Raw genomic sequence first — 20,050 nt, 5'->3', positions numbered from 1 at the left:
ACAGTACCAGCCTGATCAATTACGGCGAGAGCTACCGGTCCGGAGATCGCATCAGCGCCTCTGTCGTCAAGAGAGCTGTTCTGCTTGACCCCAGCCATGGAGCTCAACGCCCCGCGTCGGAGCGCTCCCTGCTTCTGAAGGAAGCCATTAGGTCCGCTCGGGCTTGATCGGAGGCTTGGCTGATGGACGTCGTGGTTGCTTCGCTCAGTTGCCGCCTCATGGCGCGGCTTTGCGGATTATCAGTCCTCTGCCTCTTCGCCGGTCTCAACAGCGCTGTGTAATGTTCATTGTTTATGATGACGCCCCCGCTGTTCACGAGGTTGCTCCTGTCAAGTGTACTCGTCAGTCCGTCCTGGGCCTCACGCTTCTTGCCCAAGTGCCGTTCAAACGGCGCTGGCGCGACTTGTTGAGCTCGAGAGATGGGTCCCTGCTCTCCTGCGTGGCCATGAGCTTGTGCCGCGGTCTGCGCAGCGGCGTCCCCAATGGCACGAGCCTCCATGCCGACTGCGTCTTCCGGACGAGCAGCAAGGGCAATTTCGCGCCCGAGTGCGAACTTCCGGACATGAGTTAGTGCACTGATGTCAGCGGTTTTCATATAGCGCTTGGCATCTTCATCCAGCGACCGCTCGTGAAGCCGATCCGCAATCCCCGGCTTTTTGTTTTCAACCAGGCATTGACTGAAACGTCTAAGAGCAGACCCATAGACCTCGACGGTACGGGGTTTCGGCCCGGTCGGCGCTGCCTCGTACGCTTTGATGAGAGCCGCTGTGTACTCTCTGATGAGCACGGCGTCGGCAGGGTGGGGATTCAGGGCAGGGCGGCCCACCACTGGCGCTCCGCCCGCCCACGTCTTGAGACGACCCAGTGACCCAGCCACGGCCGAGGGGCCGCCACCCCAGATCTCGTACTCCTTGCGATCCCGATCCAGCGACGAATCGTGAAGCCGATCCGCAATCCCCGGCTTGTTATTTTCAACGAGCCAATGACCAAAGCCGAAAAGAATATCTACATGGCGCTTGACCGTGATCTCCCCGACATTACCGGCATAGAGTGCTGACCTCAGCCCTTCGACAAGGGTCGCATCGTTGGAATAAAGAGGACCCTTGTCGGGACCGGAGACCACTTTTGGGCGATCTGGCTGCACCGCCGCCGGCACAGAACGAGCATGGTCACGCAACTCGGACGGTGCGGGGGGATTCAGATCAACCACTGACGAATCCGGCGCATGATGATGGCGCGCCGTTGAGTGACCCGGCTGCAGCACCGAGGCACCCAGCATCGACCCACTGCCTCCGGCGTACGGCGCCGCGGCGTGTTCTTGTCCGCTCCCTTGCATCATGGGCCGCGCCTCCCATGGCAATGCACCCAGTTGATGGGTGGGGGCCTGCATCAGCACGCGAGCGCCTGAATTGCCGATCTCGCTCAGCTGCGGCTCAGTGGCAACGTCCTGCAGACGACTGTTCGGGGTCCTTTGCCTCTTCGCTGGTCTCAACTCCGCTGTATCATGCTCACGGTTGATGAGGACCTCCTCGCTTGGTAGCTGGTTGCTCCTGTCCTGTGCAGCGATCCGCTCGTCCGGCGCGCGCTGGTCGCCGTCGCGCCAGCTCAGGGGACGAAAGGACCCTGCGGGATCCGAGGCTTGGTGATGGGGCCCAGTTGGCACGAAAGACGATGCCAGAACAGCGTCGTCTTCATTAGCTTTCCCAGGGGGGAGATACTCTGGCCAACTGTATTCCTCCTGCGGCCCGCTGCGCTGCGCAGCGGCGTCCCCCTTGCTCTCAAGACTTTGAAATTTAAATGGGTCCCCGGGAGCAACGTCTGGCGCTGACTGGCCGAGCCGCTTGATCTGCTGGTGAAACGTCCCAACGGGGCTTTCCTTAACCGCGTCTCGGGCCTGTCGGTCCATGAGTTCAAAGTTCGTAAGATTATTTGCCGTTCCGAATGTATTGTCACCACTGAGGCGGGTTTGTAGTGCCTGCCGATTGACGACGAGGTTGTTGAGGTTCAGGTTATCTGGCTGCGATTGCAATCGCCCAACCAGCGCCCGCGTGCCGTCCACCACGTAGACTCCGCAATCCACCACGTTGCTCTGCTGGGCGATGCGGGATACGCCCACGCGGGTCTCCAGGCTGGCGCCCAGATTTTCTGCGAGCTCTTTTGCAAGCGTGTCATTGCATCCGTTGTAGGAGTCATAATGATAGGCAACCGGCCGTTCCCGGTCGCTGCGATCAACGAACAGCAGCGACCAATGGGTGCCGCGCTCCGCAAGAGTCTTACCGCCATCGCTCACTGGCACGAACAGGAAGTCGGCTGTGTCGTTACCGTTCTGATGGACGATGCGCTGGAATGCGCTTAGCATGACGCTCTCGGAGCCCAAGCGCAGATGATAATTGGCTACGAGGGGATCCACGAACCGCGTCCGGGCGGCGAGATCTGGATTGTTCCCCTGCAACTCCTGCTCTAGGAGTTGGTAATCCCTCTGGATATGTTCGTCGCCTAGCCATTCCAATGCGCCGAGCACCCGCCCGTCTTTAGCTTTCCCAGGGGGCCTCTCTGGCCGACCCAATGCCTCCTGCGTCCCGCTGCGCTGCGCAGCGGCGTCCCCAATGGCACGAGCCTCCATGCCGACTGCGTCTTCCGGACGAGCAGCAAGGGCAATTTCGCGCCCGGGTGCGAACTTCCGGAGATGAGCTAGTGCACTGATCCTCCGGTTACCACCGGAGTTCACATAGCGCTTGGCATCTTCATCCAGCGACCCCTCGTGAAGCCGATCCGCAATCCCCGGCTTTTTGTTTTCATGCAGATATTCACTGAAACGTATAAGAGTAGATCCATAGACCTGAATGGTACCGCGATTCGGCCCGGTCGCAGGCGCTTCTTTGTACTCTTTGATGAGAGCCGCTGTGTAATCTCTGATGAGCGCGGCGTCGGCAGGGTAGGGATTCCGGACAGGGCGGTCGACCACTGGCGCTCCGCCCGCCAACGTCTTGAGACGACCCAGTGCTCTAGCCACGATCGAGGGGCCACCCCTGCTCTCGTACTCCGAGGGGCCACCCCTGCTCTCGTACTCCTTGCGATCCTGATCCAGCGACGATTCGTCAAGCCGAGCAGCAAATCCCGGCCTGTTATTGTCAAAGAGCCAACGACCAAAGCCGAGAAGAGAATTTACATGGCGCTTGACCGTGCTCTCCTTGACCTTACCCGCGTAAGCTGACCTCAGCCCTTCGACAACGGTCGCATCGTTGGAATAGAGGGGACCCTTGTCGCGACCGGAGACCCCTATTGGAGGATCTGGCTGCACCGCCGCCGGCACAGAACGAGCATGGTCACGCAACTCGGACGGTGCGGGGGGATTCAGATCAACCACTGACGAATCCGGCGCATGATGATGGCGCGCCGTTGAGTGACCCGGCTGCAGCACCGAGGCACCCAGCATCGACCCACTGCCTCCGGCGTACGGCGCCGCGGCGTGTTCTTGTCCGCTCCCTTGCATCATGGGCTGCGCTTCCCATGGCAATGCACCCACTTGATGGGTGGGGGCCTGCATCAGCACGCGAGCGCCTGAATTGCCGATCTCGCTCAGCTGCGGCTCAGTGGCAACGTCCTGCAGACGACTGTTCGGGGTCCTTTGCCTCTTCGCTGGTCTCAACTCCGCTGTATCATGCTCACGGTTGATGAGGACCTCCTCGCTTGGTAGCTGGTTGCTCCTGTCCTGTGCTGCGATCCGCTCGTCCGGCGCGCGCTGGTCGCCGTCGCGCCAGATCAGGGGACGAAAGGACCCTGCGGGATCCGAGGCTTGGTGATGGGGCCCAGTTGGCACGAAAGGCAATGGCAGAACAGCGTCGTCTTCATTAGCTTTCCCAGGGAGCTCGCGCCCGAGTTCGGACTTCCGGAGATGAGCTAGTGCACTGATCCCACCGGAGTTGTTATAGCGCTTGGCATCTTCATCCAGCGACCCCTCGTGAAGCCGAGCCGCAATCCCCGGCTTTTTGTTTTCAACCAGGTATTCACTGAAACGTCTAGGAGCAGATCCATAGGTCTGAATGGTAGCGGGATTCGGCCCGGTCGGCGCTGCCTTGTACTCTTTGATGGGAGCCGCTGTGTAATCTCTGATGAGCGCGGCGTCGGCAGGGTCGGGATTATTCAGGACAGCGGCGCGGTCCAGCACTGGCGCTCCGCCCGCCCACGTCTTGAGATGACCCACTGCTCTAGCCACGTCCGAGGAGCCACTCTTGCTCTCGTACTCCTTGAGATCCGGATCCAGCGACTCCTCGTGAAGCCGAGCAGCAAATCCCGGCCTGTTATTATCAAAGAGCCAACGACCAAAGCCGAGAAGAGAATTTACATGGCGCTTGACCGTGCTCTCCAATGCTGACCTCAGCCCTTCGACAATGGTCGCATCGTTGGAATAGAGAGGACCCTTGTCGCGACCGGAGACCCCTATTGGAGGATCTGGCTGCACCGCCGGCGGCACAGAACGAGCAGGGTCACGCAACTCGGACGGTGCGGGGGGATTCAGATCAACCACTGACGAATCCGGCGCATCATGATGGCGCGCCGTTGAGTGACCCGGCTGCAGCACCGAGGCACCTAGCCTCGACCCACTGTCTCCGGCGTAGGGCGCCGCGGCGTGTTCTTGTCCGCTCCCTTGCACCATGAGTTGCGCCTCCCATGGCGATGTATCCACTTGAGGGCCGGGATCATGCACTGGTTCGTCCATTTGCTTTTGCAACCGAGCCCACCTTTCGGCCACCGCGGCCTCGCCAACCGCGGAGGGCGTCTCCTCAGCCCTGGCGAACGCTGGCCCGGCAGGCGCCGCCGGCACAGAACGAGCATGGTCACGCAACTCGAACGGTGCGGGGGGATTCAGATCAACCACTGACGAATCGCGCGCCGTTGAGTGACCCGGCTGCAGCACCGAGGCACCCAGCATCGACCCACTGCCTCCGGCGTAGGGCGCCGCGGCGTGTTCTTGTCCGCTCCCTTGCGTCATGAGTTGCGCCTCCCATGGCGATCGTAGAAGGTCCGCGTGCGGAATCGAGTCGAAATATCCCGACAAATCAGCGTCGACCTTCTGCTTTTGCAACCGAGCCCACCTTTCGGCCACCGCGGCCTCGCCAACCGCGGAGGACGTCTCCTCAGCCCTGGCGAACGCTGGCCCGGCAGGCGCCGGCGGCACAGAACGAGCAGGGTCACGCAACTCGGACGGTGAGGGGGGATTCAGATCAACCACTGACGAATCCGGCGCATGATGATGGCGCGCCGTTGAGTGATCCGGCTGCAGCACCGAGGCCCCCAGCATCGACCCACTGCCTCCGGCGTAGGGCGCCGCGGCGTGTTCTTGTCCGCTCCCTTGCACCATGAGTTGCGCCTCCCATGGCGATGTATCCACTTGAGGGCCGGGATCATGCACTGGTTCGTCCATTTGCTTTTGCAACCGAGCCCACCTTGCGGCCTCCGCGGCCTCGCCAACCGCGGAGGGCGTCTCCTCAGCCCTGGCGAACGCTGGCCCGGCAGGCGCCGCCGGCACAGAACGAGCATGGTCACGCAACTCGAACGGTGCGGGGGGATTCAGATCAACCACTGACGAATCGCGCGCCGTTGAGTGACCCGGCTGCAGCACCGAGGCACCCAGCATCGACCCACTGCCTCCGGTATGCGGTGCCAGGTGCTCGTCCCCCAGCATCATGGGCTGCGCCTCCCATGCCAATGCACCCACTTGATGGGTGGGGGCCTGCATCAGCACGCGAGCGCCTGAATTGCCGATCTCGCTCAGCTGCTTAGCTTTCCCAGGGGGCTTCTCTGGCCGACCCAATGCCTTCTGCGGCCCGCTGTGCTGCGCAGCGGCGTCCCCAATGGCACGAGCCTCCATGCCGACTGCGTCTTCCGGACGAGCAGCAAGGGCAATTTCGCGCCCGAGTGCGGCGTACGGCGGGAACTTCCGGAGATGAGCTAGTGCACTGATCCACCGGTTACCACTGGAGTCCAAATAACGCCTGGCATCTTCATCCAGCGACCCCTCGTAAAGCCGAGCCGCAATCCCCGGCCTGTTGTTTTCATGCAGGTATTGACTGAAACGTCTAAGAGTAGCCGCATAGTCCTGAGTGGTTTTGGGATTCGGCCCGGTCGCAGGCGCTCCCTTGTACTCTTTGATGAGAGCCGCTTTGTACTCTTTGATGAGCACGGCGTCGGCAGGGTCGGGATTCAGGGCAGCGCGGCCCACCATTGGCGCTCCGCCCGCCGACTCTTTGAGACGACCCAGTGCTCTAGCCACGTTCGAGGAGCCACTCTCGCGCTGGTACTCCTTGAGATCCTGATCCAGCAACGGATCGTCAAGCCGAGTAGCAAATCCCGGCTTGTTATTATCAAAGAGCCAACGACCAAAGCCGAGAAGAGAATTTACATGGTCCGTGACCGTGCGCTCCCCGACCTTACCGGCATAGAGTGCTGACCGCAGCCCTTCGACAACGGTCGCATCGTTGGAATAAAGAGGACGCTTGTCGCGACCGGAGACCACTACTGGAGGATCTGGCTGCACCGCCGCCGGCATAGAACGAGCATGGTCACGCAACTCGAACGGTGCGGGGGGATTCAGATCAACCACTGACGAATCCGGCGCATGATGATGGCGTGTTTCCCCGGGAACAACGTCCCGTACGAACACCGAGTCTGGGTTGCCTTGGTCCGGCGCGACTGGAGCCAGGGCTCTGTCGTGCAACGCTCGCGCTGACTGGCCGAGCCGCTTGATCCGCTGGTGAAACGTCCCAACGGGGCTTTCCTTAACCGCGTCTCGCGCCTGTCGGTCCATGAGTTCAAAGTTCGTGAGATAATTTGCCGTTCCAGATGTATCGTCACCCATGAGTCGGGTTTGTAGTGCCTGCCGATTGACGACGAGGTTGTTGAGGTTCAGGTCTGGCAGGTCTGGCTGCCATCTTTGCAATCGCCCAACCAGCGCCCGCGTGCCGTCCACCACGTAGACTCCGCAATCCCACTCGTTGCTCTGCTGGGCGATGCGGGGTAAGTCCACGCGGGTCTCCAGGCTGGCGCCCAGCCTTTCTGCGAGGTGTTTTGCAAGCTTGTCATGCCATCCGCTGACGGAGTCATAATGATAGGCAACCGGCCGTTCCCGGTCGCTGCGATCAACGAACAGCAGCGACCAATGTTTGCCGCGCTCCGCAAGAGTCTTACCGCCATCGCTCACTGGCACGAACAGGAAGTCGGCTGTGTCGTTACCGTTCTGATTATGGACGATGCGCTGGAATGCGCTTAGCTTGTCGCTCTCGGAGCCCAAGCGCAGATGATAATTGGCTACGAGGGGATCCACGAACCGCGTCCGGGCGGCGAGTTCTGGATTGTTCCCCTGCAACTCCTGCTCCAGGAGCTGGTAATCCCTGTGGATATGTTCGTCGCCTAGCAATTGCAATGCGCCGAGCACCCGCCCGCTGGGGTCGCCGAAAACACCAAAAAACCCTTCGACCGCGGGGGACATCCCCTCAGGAAAGAGCTCTGGCGAGGCGGAATTCCCCGCCCGCAAGCTGGGAGGAGCGAATTCCGGTGGCCTCAGTGGCACCTCCTCGCTTGGTAGCAGGTTGCTCCTGTCCTGTGCAGCGATCCGCTCGTCCGGCGCGCGCTGGTCGCCGTCGCGCCAGATCAGGGGACGAAAGGACTCTGCGGGATCCGAGGCTTGGTGATGGTGCCCAGTTGGTACGAAAGACGATGGCAGAACAGCGGCGTCTTCATTAGCTTCCCCAGGGAGCTTCTCTGGCCGACCCAATGCCTTCTGCGGCCCGCTGTGCTGCGCAGCGGTGTCCCCAATGGCACGAGCCTCCATGCCGAGTGCGTCTTCCGGACGAGCAGCAAGGGCAATTTCGCGCCCGAGTGCGGCGGACGGCAGGAACTTCCGGAGTTGAGCTAGTGCAATGATCCTCCGGTCACCACTGGAGGCCTTATAGCGCTTGGCATCTTCATCCAGCGACTCCTCGTGAAGCCGAGCCGCAATCCCCGGCTTGTTGTTTTCAACCAGGTATTCACTGAAACGTCTAAGAGTAGCTCCATAGTCGTGAATGGTTTGGCGATTCGGCCCGGTCGCAGGCGCTCCCTTGTACTCTTTGATGAGAGCCGCTTTGTACTCTTTGATGAGCACGGCGTCGGCAGGGTCGGGATTCAGGACAGCGCGGCCCACCATTGGCACTCCGCCCGCCGACTCTCTGAGACGACGCAGTGCCACAGCCACAGTCGAGGAGCCACCACTGCTCTCGTACTCCTTGAGATCTTCATCCAGCGACTCCTCGTGAAGCCGAGCAGCAAATCCCGGCTTGTTATTTTTAAAGAGCCAACGACCAAAGCCGTAAAGAGAATTTACATGGCGCTTGACCGTTTCCTCCTTGGCCTTACCCGCGTAGAGTGACCTCAGCCCTTCGACAACGGTCGCATCGTTGGAATAAAGAGGACGCTTGCAGCCGCGACCGTCGGAGACCACTACTGGAGGATCTGGCTGCACCGCCGCCGGCACGGGGGAACGAGCATGGTCACGCAACTCGAACGGTGCGGAAGGATTCAGATCACCCACTGACGAATCCGGCGCATGATGATGGCGCGCCGTTGAGTGACCCGGCTGCAGCACCGAGGCACCTAGCATCGACCCACTGCCTCCGGCGTACGGCGCCGCGGCGTGTTCTTGTCCGCTCCCTTGCATCATGGGCTGCGCTTCCCATGGGGCCGCGCCTTCGATGAGGCTCAGGTCTCCGTGAGACGGATGAGGATGGAACGGGTCTGGCAGAGCCGGAACGCCGGGGGCGGGAATTTGGGCAGCGGCTTGGCGCGCCTCGCCCGAGCGCTGCTCAAAGCCCTCTTGCCCGGCCTGTGCCGCTTGCTCTTGAGATGCCGGGGGCTGCACCTGCCGCCAACCTGTTACATTGGATAGGTCAAATTTGTGCCGGTTCACGTTAGCCTCACGTCCACAGATCAGCTGAGCAACCTACTCGGGCATACTTACGAGAAGCTGACGAGGTCCGCGGTCCCGGAGCGGGTAGGCCTAATTTTCTGCGCGCCGATTGCGCTGGCGCGACGTAGCCCGGCCTTTTGCCAGCTCGGCAGCTACGGCTCGCAAAGAGCGTCGTAAGGCTTGCGGAGCCGCCCCTCAGCTCCCGTCGAGGAGCAATCCACAATTCACATATTTGGAGATGGCTCGCTGGTTTACCGGTCTGCGAGCCCTGCAAGCCCATGCTTCAGATGCCGCCCGTGCAGAGGTATTTCATTTCGAGGTAGTCCTCGAGGCAATGGCGGGAACCCTCCCGCCCGATGCCGGACTGCTTCACTCGGCCGAAAGGCGCGGCTTCCGACGACATGCGTCCCGTGTTCATACCACTATGCCATATTCCAAGGCCTCGGCGACACGCCAAACACGCTTCCGTTTGAGGCCAAATGTGGGGGAAGGCCGTAGATCGTGTCGTTGGCCTCATGCACGACCTATCCGCATCGTCGAAGCAATCACAGGCGCCAGCCGCCCGAATGTCTCTTTCTTGCGCGATGGTCATCTCGCTGGAGACCGGACCGATAGTTCGACGTGCCATTCGCGCGATGCGTTTGCCCCCGCATCGATTCTGCGGCCTTTCGCGACGGCATGGGATTCGATTTTGGCCAGAGCCTGCCTGTCGATCAGCGCACCGATCGCCACTCCGGAGCAAAGCCCTCGCCAACGATAAGTGGCGGACTTTCTCCACGAACTCTCGACAAACACCTTCGTGAACGCCTGACTGGACGGGGGTAGCCATGCCGAACAGGTCGCATAACCACGCCATCGTTCGGCGACTGCAGCCGCGAAGCGTCTCGAACACATCGGCTCGATGCGGTTGCGTCCAGAATGCATCAGCGAGCGGCGGGAGTCTTCGCTATATTCGCCCCCGACATCCCGAAGTCCACCAGCTTGCCTGCCAAAAAGGGGTGTTGCATGAATAAACCCGCTTTCGTCGCCGTCAGCCGCGTGCCCAGGAAGGACGACAGTCTCCATAGCAAGAATGCGAGATGATCATCGTATTCAGCGGCAGCGTGCCGGCGAAATTGGGTGTTCGGCAAGCCAAATAGCGCGATGCAGAAGGATGGTGAGGATTTCGCGTCCGCCACTGCGATGCATAGAGCCACCCTTCGCAACCGACCAGCGCAACAAAGCTCGTTATGCGGCGCGTAGGTTCGTAGACGCTTATCCAGTATCGAGATAACAAGGCCGCTGCGCAGGAACGAACTCTGAGAGCGCACCCTGCGAGAGGTTGCGCTTGCTGACGCGGCTGTGGAAGAAGCAGGGGCTCGCGCCGAAGCGCATGATCACCGACTAGCTTCGCTCGTATGGAGCGGCAAAGCGACAGATGATGCCGGACGTCGAGCACCGGTCGCACAAGGGGTTGAACAACAGAGCGGAGAATTCCCATGTGCCGCCGCGAAAACGGGAGCGGATGATGCAGGGGTCCGATCGCCGGGAGGCCTGCAACGCTTCGTCTCGACCTTGTCAGCCCTCCGCAACCTCTTCGTCCCCCGCCCCAAACGTTCTGCTCTCGCCATACATGTTCATCGCTTGCAAGCCATCGCCGAATGGAAGGCCGTGACTGGAACGCCCGCAACAATGGATTGCTAACGGCGAACTCATGCTGGTCGGCAAGGCGATACTGGCTGGAGCATCAACTCGGCCGACGAGAGTGGCCACACCATCCTAGACAGGATCGGCCGATATGCCCGGCATCGCCGCTCTGCAAAAAGCACAGCGGGCATCCAGACGTTGCCGGGTTGACTATGGGTGTCCGAACCGCGAAAAGAGGCCGCTCTTTATGAGTGGCGTGCGCTGGCAGTCTAACCCCAAGCCCCCCGCCCGGGCTGCCGGCGCGCTTCTAGGAACATCGAGGTAGATGACGAGACTCCGAACTACATTTCCAAAGCTATCGGTGGATTCACATTTCAAGCCCAATCGATTTCCTACAGCCAGGCGCGAACGTTCGATTGGAACATTCAGAATTCACATCAAGGTGCACCGCTATTGCGTCCCGAACAGGTTCGGCTGCTCGATGACGACTACGAGATTGTTCTCATCAAAGGTCTGCCACCATTAAAATTGAGGAAGGTGCGATATTTTTCGGATCGCATTCTGAAACGCATCTTTGAAAGCCAGACAGGCGCCCTCCCGGAGCCGGCGCCCTTGACGGGAGCAGAGGAGGCGCTCTCCGCAGAATCTCAACTCGATGACCCGCTGTGTGAATTGGCGCAGGACTTTGACGATACAGTTTGATGTGAGGCTAGTATGAACCCGCGAAATAGTAATCCATCCCGTGTAACAGCTTTGTCGCAGGTGCAGGACGCCGGCTTGGAAGACGGGCAAGCGGTCCAGGCCCGGCGAGTGGGCTTTGAGCAGCACGTGTCCGAGGCGCTCCGGCCGCTGTTCGATGGTCGAGCTGACGAGCCGCCTACCGGTCCAGAGGAGCTTCTGCGACTGGAAAAGGGGTTTCGCGAGGTGCTTCAGCGAGGGCAGGATCATCAAGCTGCCTCGTCTTTTTTCAGCGATCCAAGAATGCCCGCTGGACGGGATGACCCCAAGGGAAGCGTGTCGGACGCTTTCGCAGCAGCCGGCTCTAGGCACGCCGTAGTTGAGGCCGCCGCCCCGCCAGTGTTAGCTGCCAGCCAACAGCAGATCCGGCGCTCGCCAGTTGCGTTTGACCGGCCGGTATCATCCTCGGCTGCTGCAGGCGTGCGCTTGTATGCCCCTTCGATGATCTCTCGGAAGACCAGTTCCGAAAACTGCGATCAGTTGCCCGCCTTGTGCTGCCGCCTCGCCGTCGAGGTCGAAACGCCCGCGAATCAATGGAAGGTCAGCGGGCCATGGGGGCAGAGTGCAACGGTGTCTACACCGCCTGTTTGAGGGGAGAGGTACACTTGGCTTTCCTGTTCCAGCAGCATCCGGCCGCACACCGACGCGATGGGGAGCTAGAATTCAACTCGGACCTTCGCAAGGCACGCACCGCGGCTCAAACGCCGTTCGTTTGGGAAAAATGGCTCAGTACCGACAAAGCTTCTGTAATGGCCCTAGTGGCCTCGGTTGCGCTCTTGGTCGCGATACAGTGGCAAGACCCCCAGATCAACGAGGCGGTCCTAAGCGAACTGCGGACGATTCAGATCAACTACGCATTGCTCCAGCGAGACGTCGCCCGCGCCGACATGGTATTGGACTTCCGTTCCGTTGCTTCTACCGGGCAAGCATTAAAAAGGAACCTTCAAAACTACCAACGCCTTGTTGAGATTTCGCCCAATGAGAGCTCCGGGGTGCACTCCAGGTTGGTTGCACAGCTCAAAAAGTCCCTCGAAAACACAGAAGCTGCCATCTCGAACTCGGCCGCGCAAAATGAGCTTCTGCAAAGCTCTCTCGTACGCTTTGCTCGCTCGGCTAATCGCCTTTGGGGGGGAGTGTCGAACAGGCCTGAATTTTCCAATCTGATCCTTCAATTTTCGGCCAGACCGGGATTCAGCCTCGCATTACAAATCGATCAGTCTCTCCGCCGACTTCCTCCTAGCCAGGACCAAGTCACGGAGGATGTTGCCCGCGAGGGCCGCGCTATCCTGTCCTCAATGTTGAGGTTGGACCGCGCTGTCAATCGGATCCCATCCTTCGACACGTTCGCCAAGGCTGCCGAATTGGAGCGAGAACATCTGAAAGCCTACAGCTTCGCCAGCGCGCAAGCGCAGCGTACACGGCTTTTCTTTGGCTTGGTGTCCATATGCCTCTGCTTGTTTGCGACCATTCGAGCCTCCACGCTGCATGTGCGGACGAACCGGTTGGAAAGGCGGTTAGAGCTTGAAGCGGCGATGAGTGAGATCGAAGCTTGTTTCATCGACAGTCAAGCAACGAAGGCTTCGCGGCGCTTCTCCACCGAAGCGGCGCTTAGACTCATTCAATGCGTTTTCGATGCGGATCAATGCGCGCTTGCTCTGGTGGATCCGAGTATCAGCAGGAATACCGAGTACTTTGTCGCGAACAAGCGCATGCGCGTCTGGAACGCCACGCTAATCCATGAAGTCGTCTCACTTGTACACCCGGAACAGCCAGTGTTTCGCGTCGTTCCGGCGTCGGAAGTGGTTCGGACTGCCGTAGGCACTACCGGTGTTTGTCAAATTGTTGGTTGCCGGGCCTCCGATCAGCAGGCTGCGGTTTGTATCCTTGTTTTTGAAGGAGATCGCTCACCACCCTCCACAGACGACCTCCTGGTTCTGGCGAGCGCTACTGTGCGTTTAGGCAACCATCTTGAAATGCAACGTGTACACACGGAACGTAACCTTTTTGAGAGTCGATGGGAGCATGCGGAAAGGCTGACGGCTGTCGGCACAATCGCAAGCGGCGTTACACATGAATTCAATAATGTTCTAGGAGCAATAGTCGGCTACGCAGAGATGGCTAAAGGTCTTGTGCGTCGCCCCTCGAGAATTCGGGGCCACATCGGCCAAATTATCTTGGCCAGCAACCGAGCCAAACTGATTATTGATCAAATTTTGTCACTAAGCCGAAATCGGAAGCGCGTGACGATGCCTTTCGACGTCTCGGAGAGTGTAATGGATCTCGCGCCATTGCTGCGGGTTACACTTCGTGCGGATGTTCAGTTGAACTTCAAGATCAACGAGTGGCAAACGGTGATCGAGGGCAGCCCGACCGAGATACAGCAGATCCTTATGAATCTATGCAAGAACGCGTCGGAGGCTCTCTTGAATGAGGGCCGTGTCGAGATTAGCGTTTCTCGCGCTCACGTCTGTCAAACGAAGCCCGTGGCTAAGGGCACCTTGAAACCGGGAGATTACGTTCTCCTCTCCATCAGCGACGATGGCCAAGGAATCGCAAGTTCGGTGCTTCCGCATATCTTTGAGCCCTTTTTTACCACGCGCTCTCGCGTCGGCGGGACCGGACTGGGTCTTGCTGCAGTGGACCGCCATGTGAGCGCGCTCGCAGGATGCCTTGACGTCACCTCGGCTGTTGGCCGAGGTACACGCTTCGATCTCTACTTACCGGCCTGCGCTGAGGAGCAGGTCAGAGCTGATAGCGCTTTCGGCCCATGCGATGGATCACTTGGCAACGGAGAAATCATTGCAGTCGTTGACCCCGATCCAGCAGCGTTGGAGATCTACAAGGATAAGATCGCCGCGCTGGGTTATAAGCCGGTCGGCTTCGCGACCTTCGAGAGTCTTTGCGACTGGATCGAGAGCGGGAAGGCAGCCGACCTCCTAATTTTCGATAAAGCGACTTTCCTCGGGCCAGGACAGCCCGAAGCTCTACGTACCACCCTGATGACGGTGCCCATCATCGTCGTTGGTGGAAGCGACCCCATGCCGATCACATCTGGTAATCAGACCTTCGTCCTTTGGCTAGCCAAACCGGTCTCGTCCAGGACGATGGAGCATGCAATTCGTAGGATGATAATGGCATGATGCCGCCGACGCGCTCAGGATACCGAGCTACCGAGGCAGTCGGAGGCGGAGCCGGCTGGGATCCAGCAAATACAAGAGCGTCGGACGATCTCTGCGCACCCGGCTCATGGCGAGTTCCCCTCGAACACCGTCGTCGGCTCCGCCCAAGGAAGGGCTCCCCGACCACGGCAAACCTGCCGCCGTGCTCGTGACCGTCAAGGACAAGTCGCCGCGCGATGGGGTCTGCGGGCCTCCATCCTTGACAAGTCACTGCGCGCTGGCGGCGACAGGCAACGGGTAATATAAGGTCGGGACGAGGAGATGGTCGCCAATCGGTCACGCAAGATGGTTGACGAAATGACTCGAGAGCAAAGCTTGACAATCATCGCCCCATTCACGCCAGACTTCTCCTGTGCGTTCATCATCGGCTACGGCTCCTCGCTGCCCCGACAAGGCTATCGCCGCCCGGCCGGGCAAGCGATATCCCAGGTTCCGACGTGTTCCTTTCATGCTAGATTGACCTAGGCCCCGGCAGGGCGGGAGCATGAGGCTGGGTTCTCGGTCGCGGATCTGTGAGGCAAGCACGGGGTAAGCGACGGCTCGACCCACCATTGGGAAGGCCGGCTTCGGCACGGAGGTGCGGCCTCGGCGTTGAGAGGCATCGGATCGGGTGTAGCAGGACTTTCGAACTAACTGCCGACAACACACTGGATAGGCTGTTCTCGTCGTTCGGTCCAGTTCACCAACGCCTATGTCGACATTTTACGGCGCTTCACTACTAACCGGGCACCGCACGATGGCAGCTCGTTCTCTCCGGCAAAAGATACCCCCTGTGTTAGCTTCCGTGTGTCTGCTTGCCCTCACCTGCGGGATACGTAACGCCATCCCTAAAAGCATCGAATGCGGCAGCGACAGCGCGAATCCCAAAGCGATGCTCCCGCCGTACGCGGACAAAACCGTTTTCGAAGTCCACTATTCCGTCCTTGGCCAGCATCGCCAAACGCTCATCTGAACCGCGAAGACGGATCGGATCAGATCCGTGGGCGAACACAGATTGCCGGCACGTCAGCCTCGAAATCGCACAATAATCGCTCGATGATTGCGGCTCGCACGCGGTCGTCGTCTGTGAGGCGATGGCCCTTCGATGTCGCCAGTCGGCAGCTGCGATGTGCCGGATGTAGAAATCCCGTGTAACTTCGTTTTGAACGTACCCCTGGCCGATGCGGCCGATAGCCGACGCGCCGAAACAGATCAGGGTTCTGCAGGTATCGGCAGAGTAGCCCAACGAGTTACGTCGCAGGCGACCTGTTTCCTGTGCCAGCGCGAGCTCGTCGTGCGGCAAGGCGAAATGGTCGAGCCCGATCTCTCGGTAGCCGGCGGCAACCAGCGTCACCGCGACAGCCGCATGCTGTTCAGCGCGGGCAGCGCTGTGGGGAAGAAATTCCGCCTCGATGAGGCGCTGGTTCTTTATTTGGGATGGGATATGCGAGTAGCCGAACAAGGCAAGCCGGTCGGGGCGCATGGCGACCGCCGCCCTCGCCGTCTCGACCCACGACACCACCGTTTGACGCGGCAGGCGTCCCATGGTGATAACAAACCACCTTGCCGCTGAGCTCGCCTGTGTCTTTGCGTTATGCCAGTCCGTTCCGCTTAGATGTCTTGGCTGTTCCCGCCGAGACCTCACGCGCACCGTTTTATTCCCACCATCCCTCCCCGTCAGCTCCGCCTGGGAAATTCTGCCAGCTTGCCGGATCCGACGAGATAATGCAGCGCTGGGACGGACTTTGCTCGCCAGCTAGCGACCGTGGTGATCTCTGCCAAAAGGACGAGGCCATGAACGCGATCGGCGCTAACGGTGGCGGTTTGTATAAGCCTTGGGGTGGGAACTGGGCCTTCTATGCTGGCGCCACATACAAGCTCAACGAGACAACTTCGTTCTACCTTCGGCTCTCCCGGTGACCAGCTCTCAGTAGCGTCGCGGCAAACGTTGCCTATGGGCTTCTTTTCGATTTCACAGCTACGGCGACTCCAAACTCAGCAGTCGGCAAGATGGAAGCTTCCAACGGGAACTGCCCAATGCGAACAAGAAGAGCAGTGTCGGCAGTAATCCTGCGCTTCGAACGCTCATCCTAACGCCGTGAAGCATTGAGCTCCGAGGTTGGGCAGACCAAGCCCGCAACACGCTCCAAGAGAACGGCGCATAGAAGCCATACGAGATTGCAGCCTAGCCTCGGGGCCGGACGTTGTTTCATATCAGACCGGTGGGGATGAAGCCTGCCATCCAGCACCCGGTCAGTTTCAGGTCAAACTTGAACTCCCAGTCGGGTCAGAACGCGATCAACTGGCAGTCCGACGCACTTAAAAATGACAAATGGATCGCCTGCTTTTGGGCCATCCATGGGGAATTCGGGCGCGAGAGAACAAGCTCACACAGCATAAGCGAAGCTCCAGGCGAATCTTGCGCTGGCCGAGGCAGAACCGTGTTTAAAGCTGCCTGTTTTCCACCTCGAACCTGTCTGAGTCCGGCCGATCGTCATAGATCGGCCAAAGCATCGGCCAGATGGCTCCCCCAATTACGGTTTGTGCATAGTTGTCAGTACGATAGGCCTGCCGAACATCGGCCATGATCATCATCGGCAGCATCGATTTGTGTCCAAGCCTGGCAGCGGTGGCAGTGCCGAGGCCCGCAAGTCCGCATGCCGACGATCGGCCAGAAGATCAGCCAAACAATCTGGTCAACTGGAAAATTATGTTTATAATCGCGCATTTGGCGGAACCCAAGATCGGCCAATATGGAAGAGAGCGTACAGCGCATCGAACTGGCACGCCTACCCGATGTATCCGAAACTATCTCGGATGCGCTGGTAGAGCTGTCGGCGACGTCGGCTGTTTCGGGCAAAAGCCTGCACTCGCGTACCGCAGCCAACCTCGCCCATCTCGTGCGCATCATGAACACCTACTACAGCAACCTGATCGAAGGCCACGATACGCGCCCGCGCGACATCGAACGGGCGCTGGTCGGAATTTCGATCGAGACGAGAACCGCCGCAATCTGCAGCTCGAGGCGGCCGCGCACGTTCGCGTGCAAGCCGAGATCGACCGCCTGGCTGCCGATGGGCAGTTGCCGGAACCGGCATCGGTAGGTTTTCTTCGATGGCTGCACGCGGAATTCTATCGCGATGCCGAAGCGCCCATGCTGACCATCAAGGGTGCCGGCCGTGAGTTCGTCATGGCGCCAGGTGAGTGGCGATCGAAGCCAGAGCATGACGTCGCCATCGGCCGGCATGAACCGCCTTCGAGCGATCGCGTCAACGATTTCATGCAATACTTTGCCATGCGTTATCGCTTCGATAAGCTGGGCAAGGCCGGACGCATCCTGACCATTCCTGCCGCGCATCACCGCTTCAACTACATTCACCCGTTTCCGGACGGCAACGGACGCGTCAGCCGTTTGATGAGCCACGCCATGGCCCATCAGGCCGGGATCGCCGCGCACGGGCTGTGGTCGATCTCACGAGGCTTGGCACGTGGCGTGAAAAGCCGAACGGATTACAAGAGCATGATGGATCATGCCGATATGCCCCGCCAGGGTGATCTCGACGGACGTGGCAACCTCTCCGAACGCGCACTCGGCGATTTTACCTTATGGTTCCTGCAGGCGTGTATCGATCAGGTGAGCTTCATGACCGGACTGTTCGATCTCGACACGTTGGCCAAGCGGCTGTATCGGCATGTGGAGCGCAGTGGTCTGAAGCCCGAAGCCGGCCGCCTCGTGGAGGAAGCGCTCACGCGCGGTGAGTTTGACCGCGGCGAGGCATCCCGTATTAGCGGACTACCCGAACGTACGGCGCGTCGAGTGTTCAATGACGTAATCGCGCTCGGACTATTGGCGTCGGAAACGCCAAAGGGCCCAGTGTCCCTACGCTTCCCGGCCGACGCTCTGGACGCGCTGTTTCCGAAGCTTTTTCCGGAAACGTAAGAGCATAGGGCGCTCACGATCTTAGGTCACTTCTCCTCGGAACCGGAAAGATTTTCACCGGATCACCCGCGGGTTCGTCATTCCGCGTTCTGAGACGCGGGAAAAGCCGGCGCACTAGAGCCGAGGCCGCCGATGCAGACATATTTGGTATCGAGGTAATCCTCGATGCCCTGATGTCCGCCTTCCTTGCCGAGGCCGGATTCCTTGACGCCGCCGAACGGTGCCTCCGGCGTGGTGATGAGGCCTTCGTTGACGCCGACCATGCCGTATTTCAGCCCTTCCATGACGCGGAAGGCGCGGCCGAGATCGCCTGTGTAGAAATAGCAGGCGAGGCCGAACTCAGTGTCGTTGGCGAGCGCTATCGCTTCCTCTTCGGTCTCGAACTTGAACACCGGCGCCACCGGGCCAAAGATCTCTTCCTTCATGAAGCGCATCTTGGGTGTCGCGTTGGCGATGACGGTCGGCTGGAAGAACGAGCCGCCGAGCGCATGGCGCTTGCCGCCGGCAACGATCTTGCCGCCCTTGGATGTGGCGTCGGCGATCAGTTCTTCGACCTTCTCGACCGCCTTCTCGTCGATCAGCGGCCCCTGCTGCACGCCGTCCTCGAGCCCGGAGCCGACCTTCAGTCCATTGCTGGCGGCAGCGAGCTTCTCGACGAACTTGTCATAGACACCAGCCTGGACAAGGAAGCGGTTGGTGCAGACGCAGGTCTGGCCAGAATTGCGATACTTGGCGGTGATCGCACCGGCGACCGCACGCTCGAGGTCGGTGTCATCGAAGACAATGAACGGCGCGTTGCCACCGAGCTCCATCGACACTTTCTTGACGGTGACCGACGACTTCTGGATGAGAAGCTTGCCGACTTCGGTCGATCCGGTGAAGGTGATCTTCGACACCAGCGGATTGGCGCAGATCTCGTCGCCGATCTCGCTTGCCGAACCGGTCAGGATGTTGACGACGCCCTTGGGGAAGCCGACCTCCTCTGCGAGCGCACCCCAGGCGAGGCCCGAATATGGTGTCTGCGAGGCCGGCTTGACCACTGCGGTGCAGCCGGCGGCGAGCGCCGGGCCGAGCTTGCGGGCCAGCATCGAGGACGGGAAATTCCACGGCGTGATGGCGGCGATGACCCCGACCGGCTCCTTGGTCACCAGGATGCGGCGGTCCGCCCATGGCGAAGGCACGACATCGCCATAGGTGCGGCGACCTTCCTCGGCGAACCACAGGATGTAGGCCGCGGCCGAGCCGATCTCGCCCTTCGATTCGAACAGCGACTTGCCCTGCTCGATGGTGAGCAGTTCGGCCAACACGTCCTGATTGTCCATCATCGCGTCATGCAGCTTGCGCAGCAGCTTCGAGCGCTCGAGGGCGGTGGTCTTGCGCCACGACTTGAAGGCGGCGGCGGCGGCTTCAATGGCGCGGCGGGTCTCGGCCCTGCCCGACTTCGGCACGGTGCCGATCTTGAGACCGGTGGCCGGGTTGTTGACGTCGACCGTCAATCCGCTGTCGGCCTGCACCCATTCGCCGTTGATGAGATTGGCCTGGCGCATGAAATGGCTGGTTTTCTGAAGCACGGTCTGGCCTCCGTTCGGATAAGACAATCAGGATCCTGTATGCTGGCTGCGGCTCGCGCTTGCCCAAGCGCCT

7 protein-coding genes and 3 pseudogenes are annotated in these 20,050 nt (G+C 60.2%); 5 read left to right on the top strand and 5 right to left on the bottom strand.

What is annotated here, in order from left to right:
* Positions 1 to 103 precede the first annotated feature (103 nt).
* The gene (locus NKK52_RS31080; RefSeq protein WP_352630864.1) at positions 104 to 8,944 is read right to left on the bottom strand and encodes a Ulp1 family isopeptidase; all 8,841 of its coding nucleotides are present in this window, start codon (positions 8,942 to 8,944) and stop codon (positions 104 to 106) included.
* Between the two features lie 283 nt (positions 8,945 to 9,227).
* Positions 9,228 to 9,362 (bottom strand): aldehyde dehydrogenase family protein, encoded by a 135-nt coding sequence (locus NKK52_RS31075; protein WP_023671820.1) that lies wholly within the window; start codon positions 9,360 to 9,362, stop codon positions 9,228 to 9,230.
* A 906-nt stretch (positions 9,363 to 10,268) separates the two neighbouring features.
* On the opposite strand from NKK52_RS31075, the pseudogene NKK52_RS31070 reads away from it, so the two are divergent.
* The 3 genes and pseudogenes from NKK52_RS31070 to NKK52_RS31060 form a co-directional block, all read left to right on the top strand.
* Positions 10,269 to 10,627, top strand: a pseudogene (locus NKK52_RS31070) (DDE-type integrase/transposase/recombinase); the annotation flags it as partial.
* A gap of 267 nt (positions 10,628 to 10,894) precedes the next feature.
* Positions 10,895 to 11,272 (top strand): annotated as a pseudogene (locus NKK52_RS31065) (type IV secretory system conjugative DNA transfer family protein); the annotation flags it as partial.
* A gap of 641 nt (positions 11,273 to 11,913) precedes the next feature.
* Positions 11,914 to 14,448: a two-component system VirA-like sensor kinase gene (locus NKK52_RS31060; RefSeq protein WP_031204404.1), complete on the top strand. Its 2,535-nt coding sequence runs from the start codon at positions 11,914 to 11,916 to the stop codon at positions 14,446 to 14,448.
* 814 nt (positions 14,449 to 15,262) lie between these two features.
* Here NKK52_RS31060 and NKK52_RS31055 read toward each other — a convergent pair.
* Positions 15,263 to 16,003 (bottom strand): annotated as a pseudogene (locus tag NKK52_RS31055) (oxygen-independent coproporphyrinogen III oxidase); the annotation flags it as partial.
* A 908-nt stretch (positions 16,004 to 16,911) separates the two neighbouring features.
* Positions 16,912 to 17,070, bottom strand: a complete 159-nt coding sequence (locus NKK52_RS31050) for a hypothetical protein (RefSeq protein WP_023679701.1) — start codon at positions 17,068 to 17,070, stop codon at positions 16,912 to 16,914.
* A 149-nt stretch (positions 17,071 to 17,219) separates the two neighbouring features.
* Between NKK52_RS31050 and NKK52_RS31045 the strand changes: the two genes are divergently transcribed.
* Complete coding sequence (locus NKK52_RS31045; RefSeq protein WP_245263160.1) at positions 17,220 to 17,570, top strand: hypothetical protein; 351 nt, start codon at positions 17,220 to 17,222, stop codon at positions 17,568 to 17,570.
* The gene (locus NKK52_RS31040) at positions 17,510 to 18,406 is read left to right on the top strand and encodes a Fic family protein (protein WP_245263161.1); all 897 of its coding nucleotides are present in this window, start codon (positions 17,510 to 17,512) and stop codon (positions 18,404 to 18,406) included. The genes NKK52_RS31045 and NKK52_RS31040 overlap by 61 nt, the downstream gene beginning before the upstream one ends.
* Before the next feature lie 77 nt (positions 18,407 to 18,483).
* Here the strand turns inward: NKK52_RS31040 and NKK52_RS31035 are convergent, their stop codons facing one another.
* On the bottom strand, positions 18,484 to 19,977 hold the full coding sequence (locus tag NKK52_RS31035) for an NAD-dependent succinate-semialdehyde dehydrogenase (protein WP_023685584.1): 1,494 nt from the start codon (positions 19,975 to 19,977) through the stop codon (positions 18,484 to 18,486).
* Positions 19,978 to 20,050: the final 73 nt, after the last annotated feature.

Origin of the sequence: Mesorhizobium sp. C277A (assembly GCF_040324395.1) — a bacterium.
In the GTDB taxonomy this organism is placed as follows: Bacteria; Pseudomonadota; Alphaproteobacteria; order Rhizobiales; family Rhizobiaceae; genus Mesorhizobium.
This window is presented reverse-complemented; position numbering and strand designations above follow the sequence as displayed.

Excerpts from the sequence above, each read along its gene's own strand:
- NKK52_RS31075 (WP_023671820.1), bottom strand. The coding sequence starts at position 9,362 with ATGAACACGGGACGCATGTCGTCGGAAGCCGCGCCTTTCGGCCGAGTG.
- NKK52_RS31050 (WP_023679701.1), bottom strand. The coding sequence starts at position 17,070 with ATGCTGCCGATGATGATCATGGCCGATGTTCGGCAGGCCTATCGTACT.
- NKK52_RS31045 (WP_245263160.1), top strand. The coding sequence starts at position 17,220 with ATGGAAGAGAGCGTACAGCGCATCGAACTGGCACGCCTACCCGATGTA.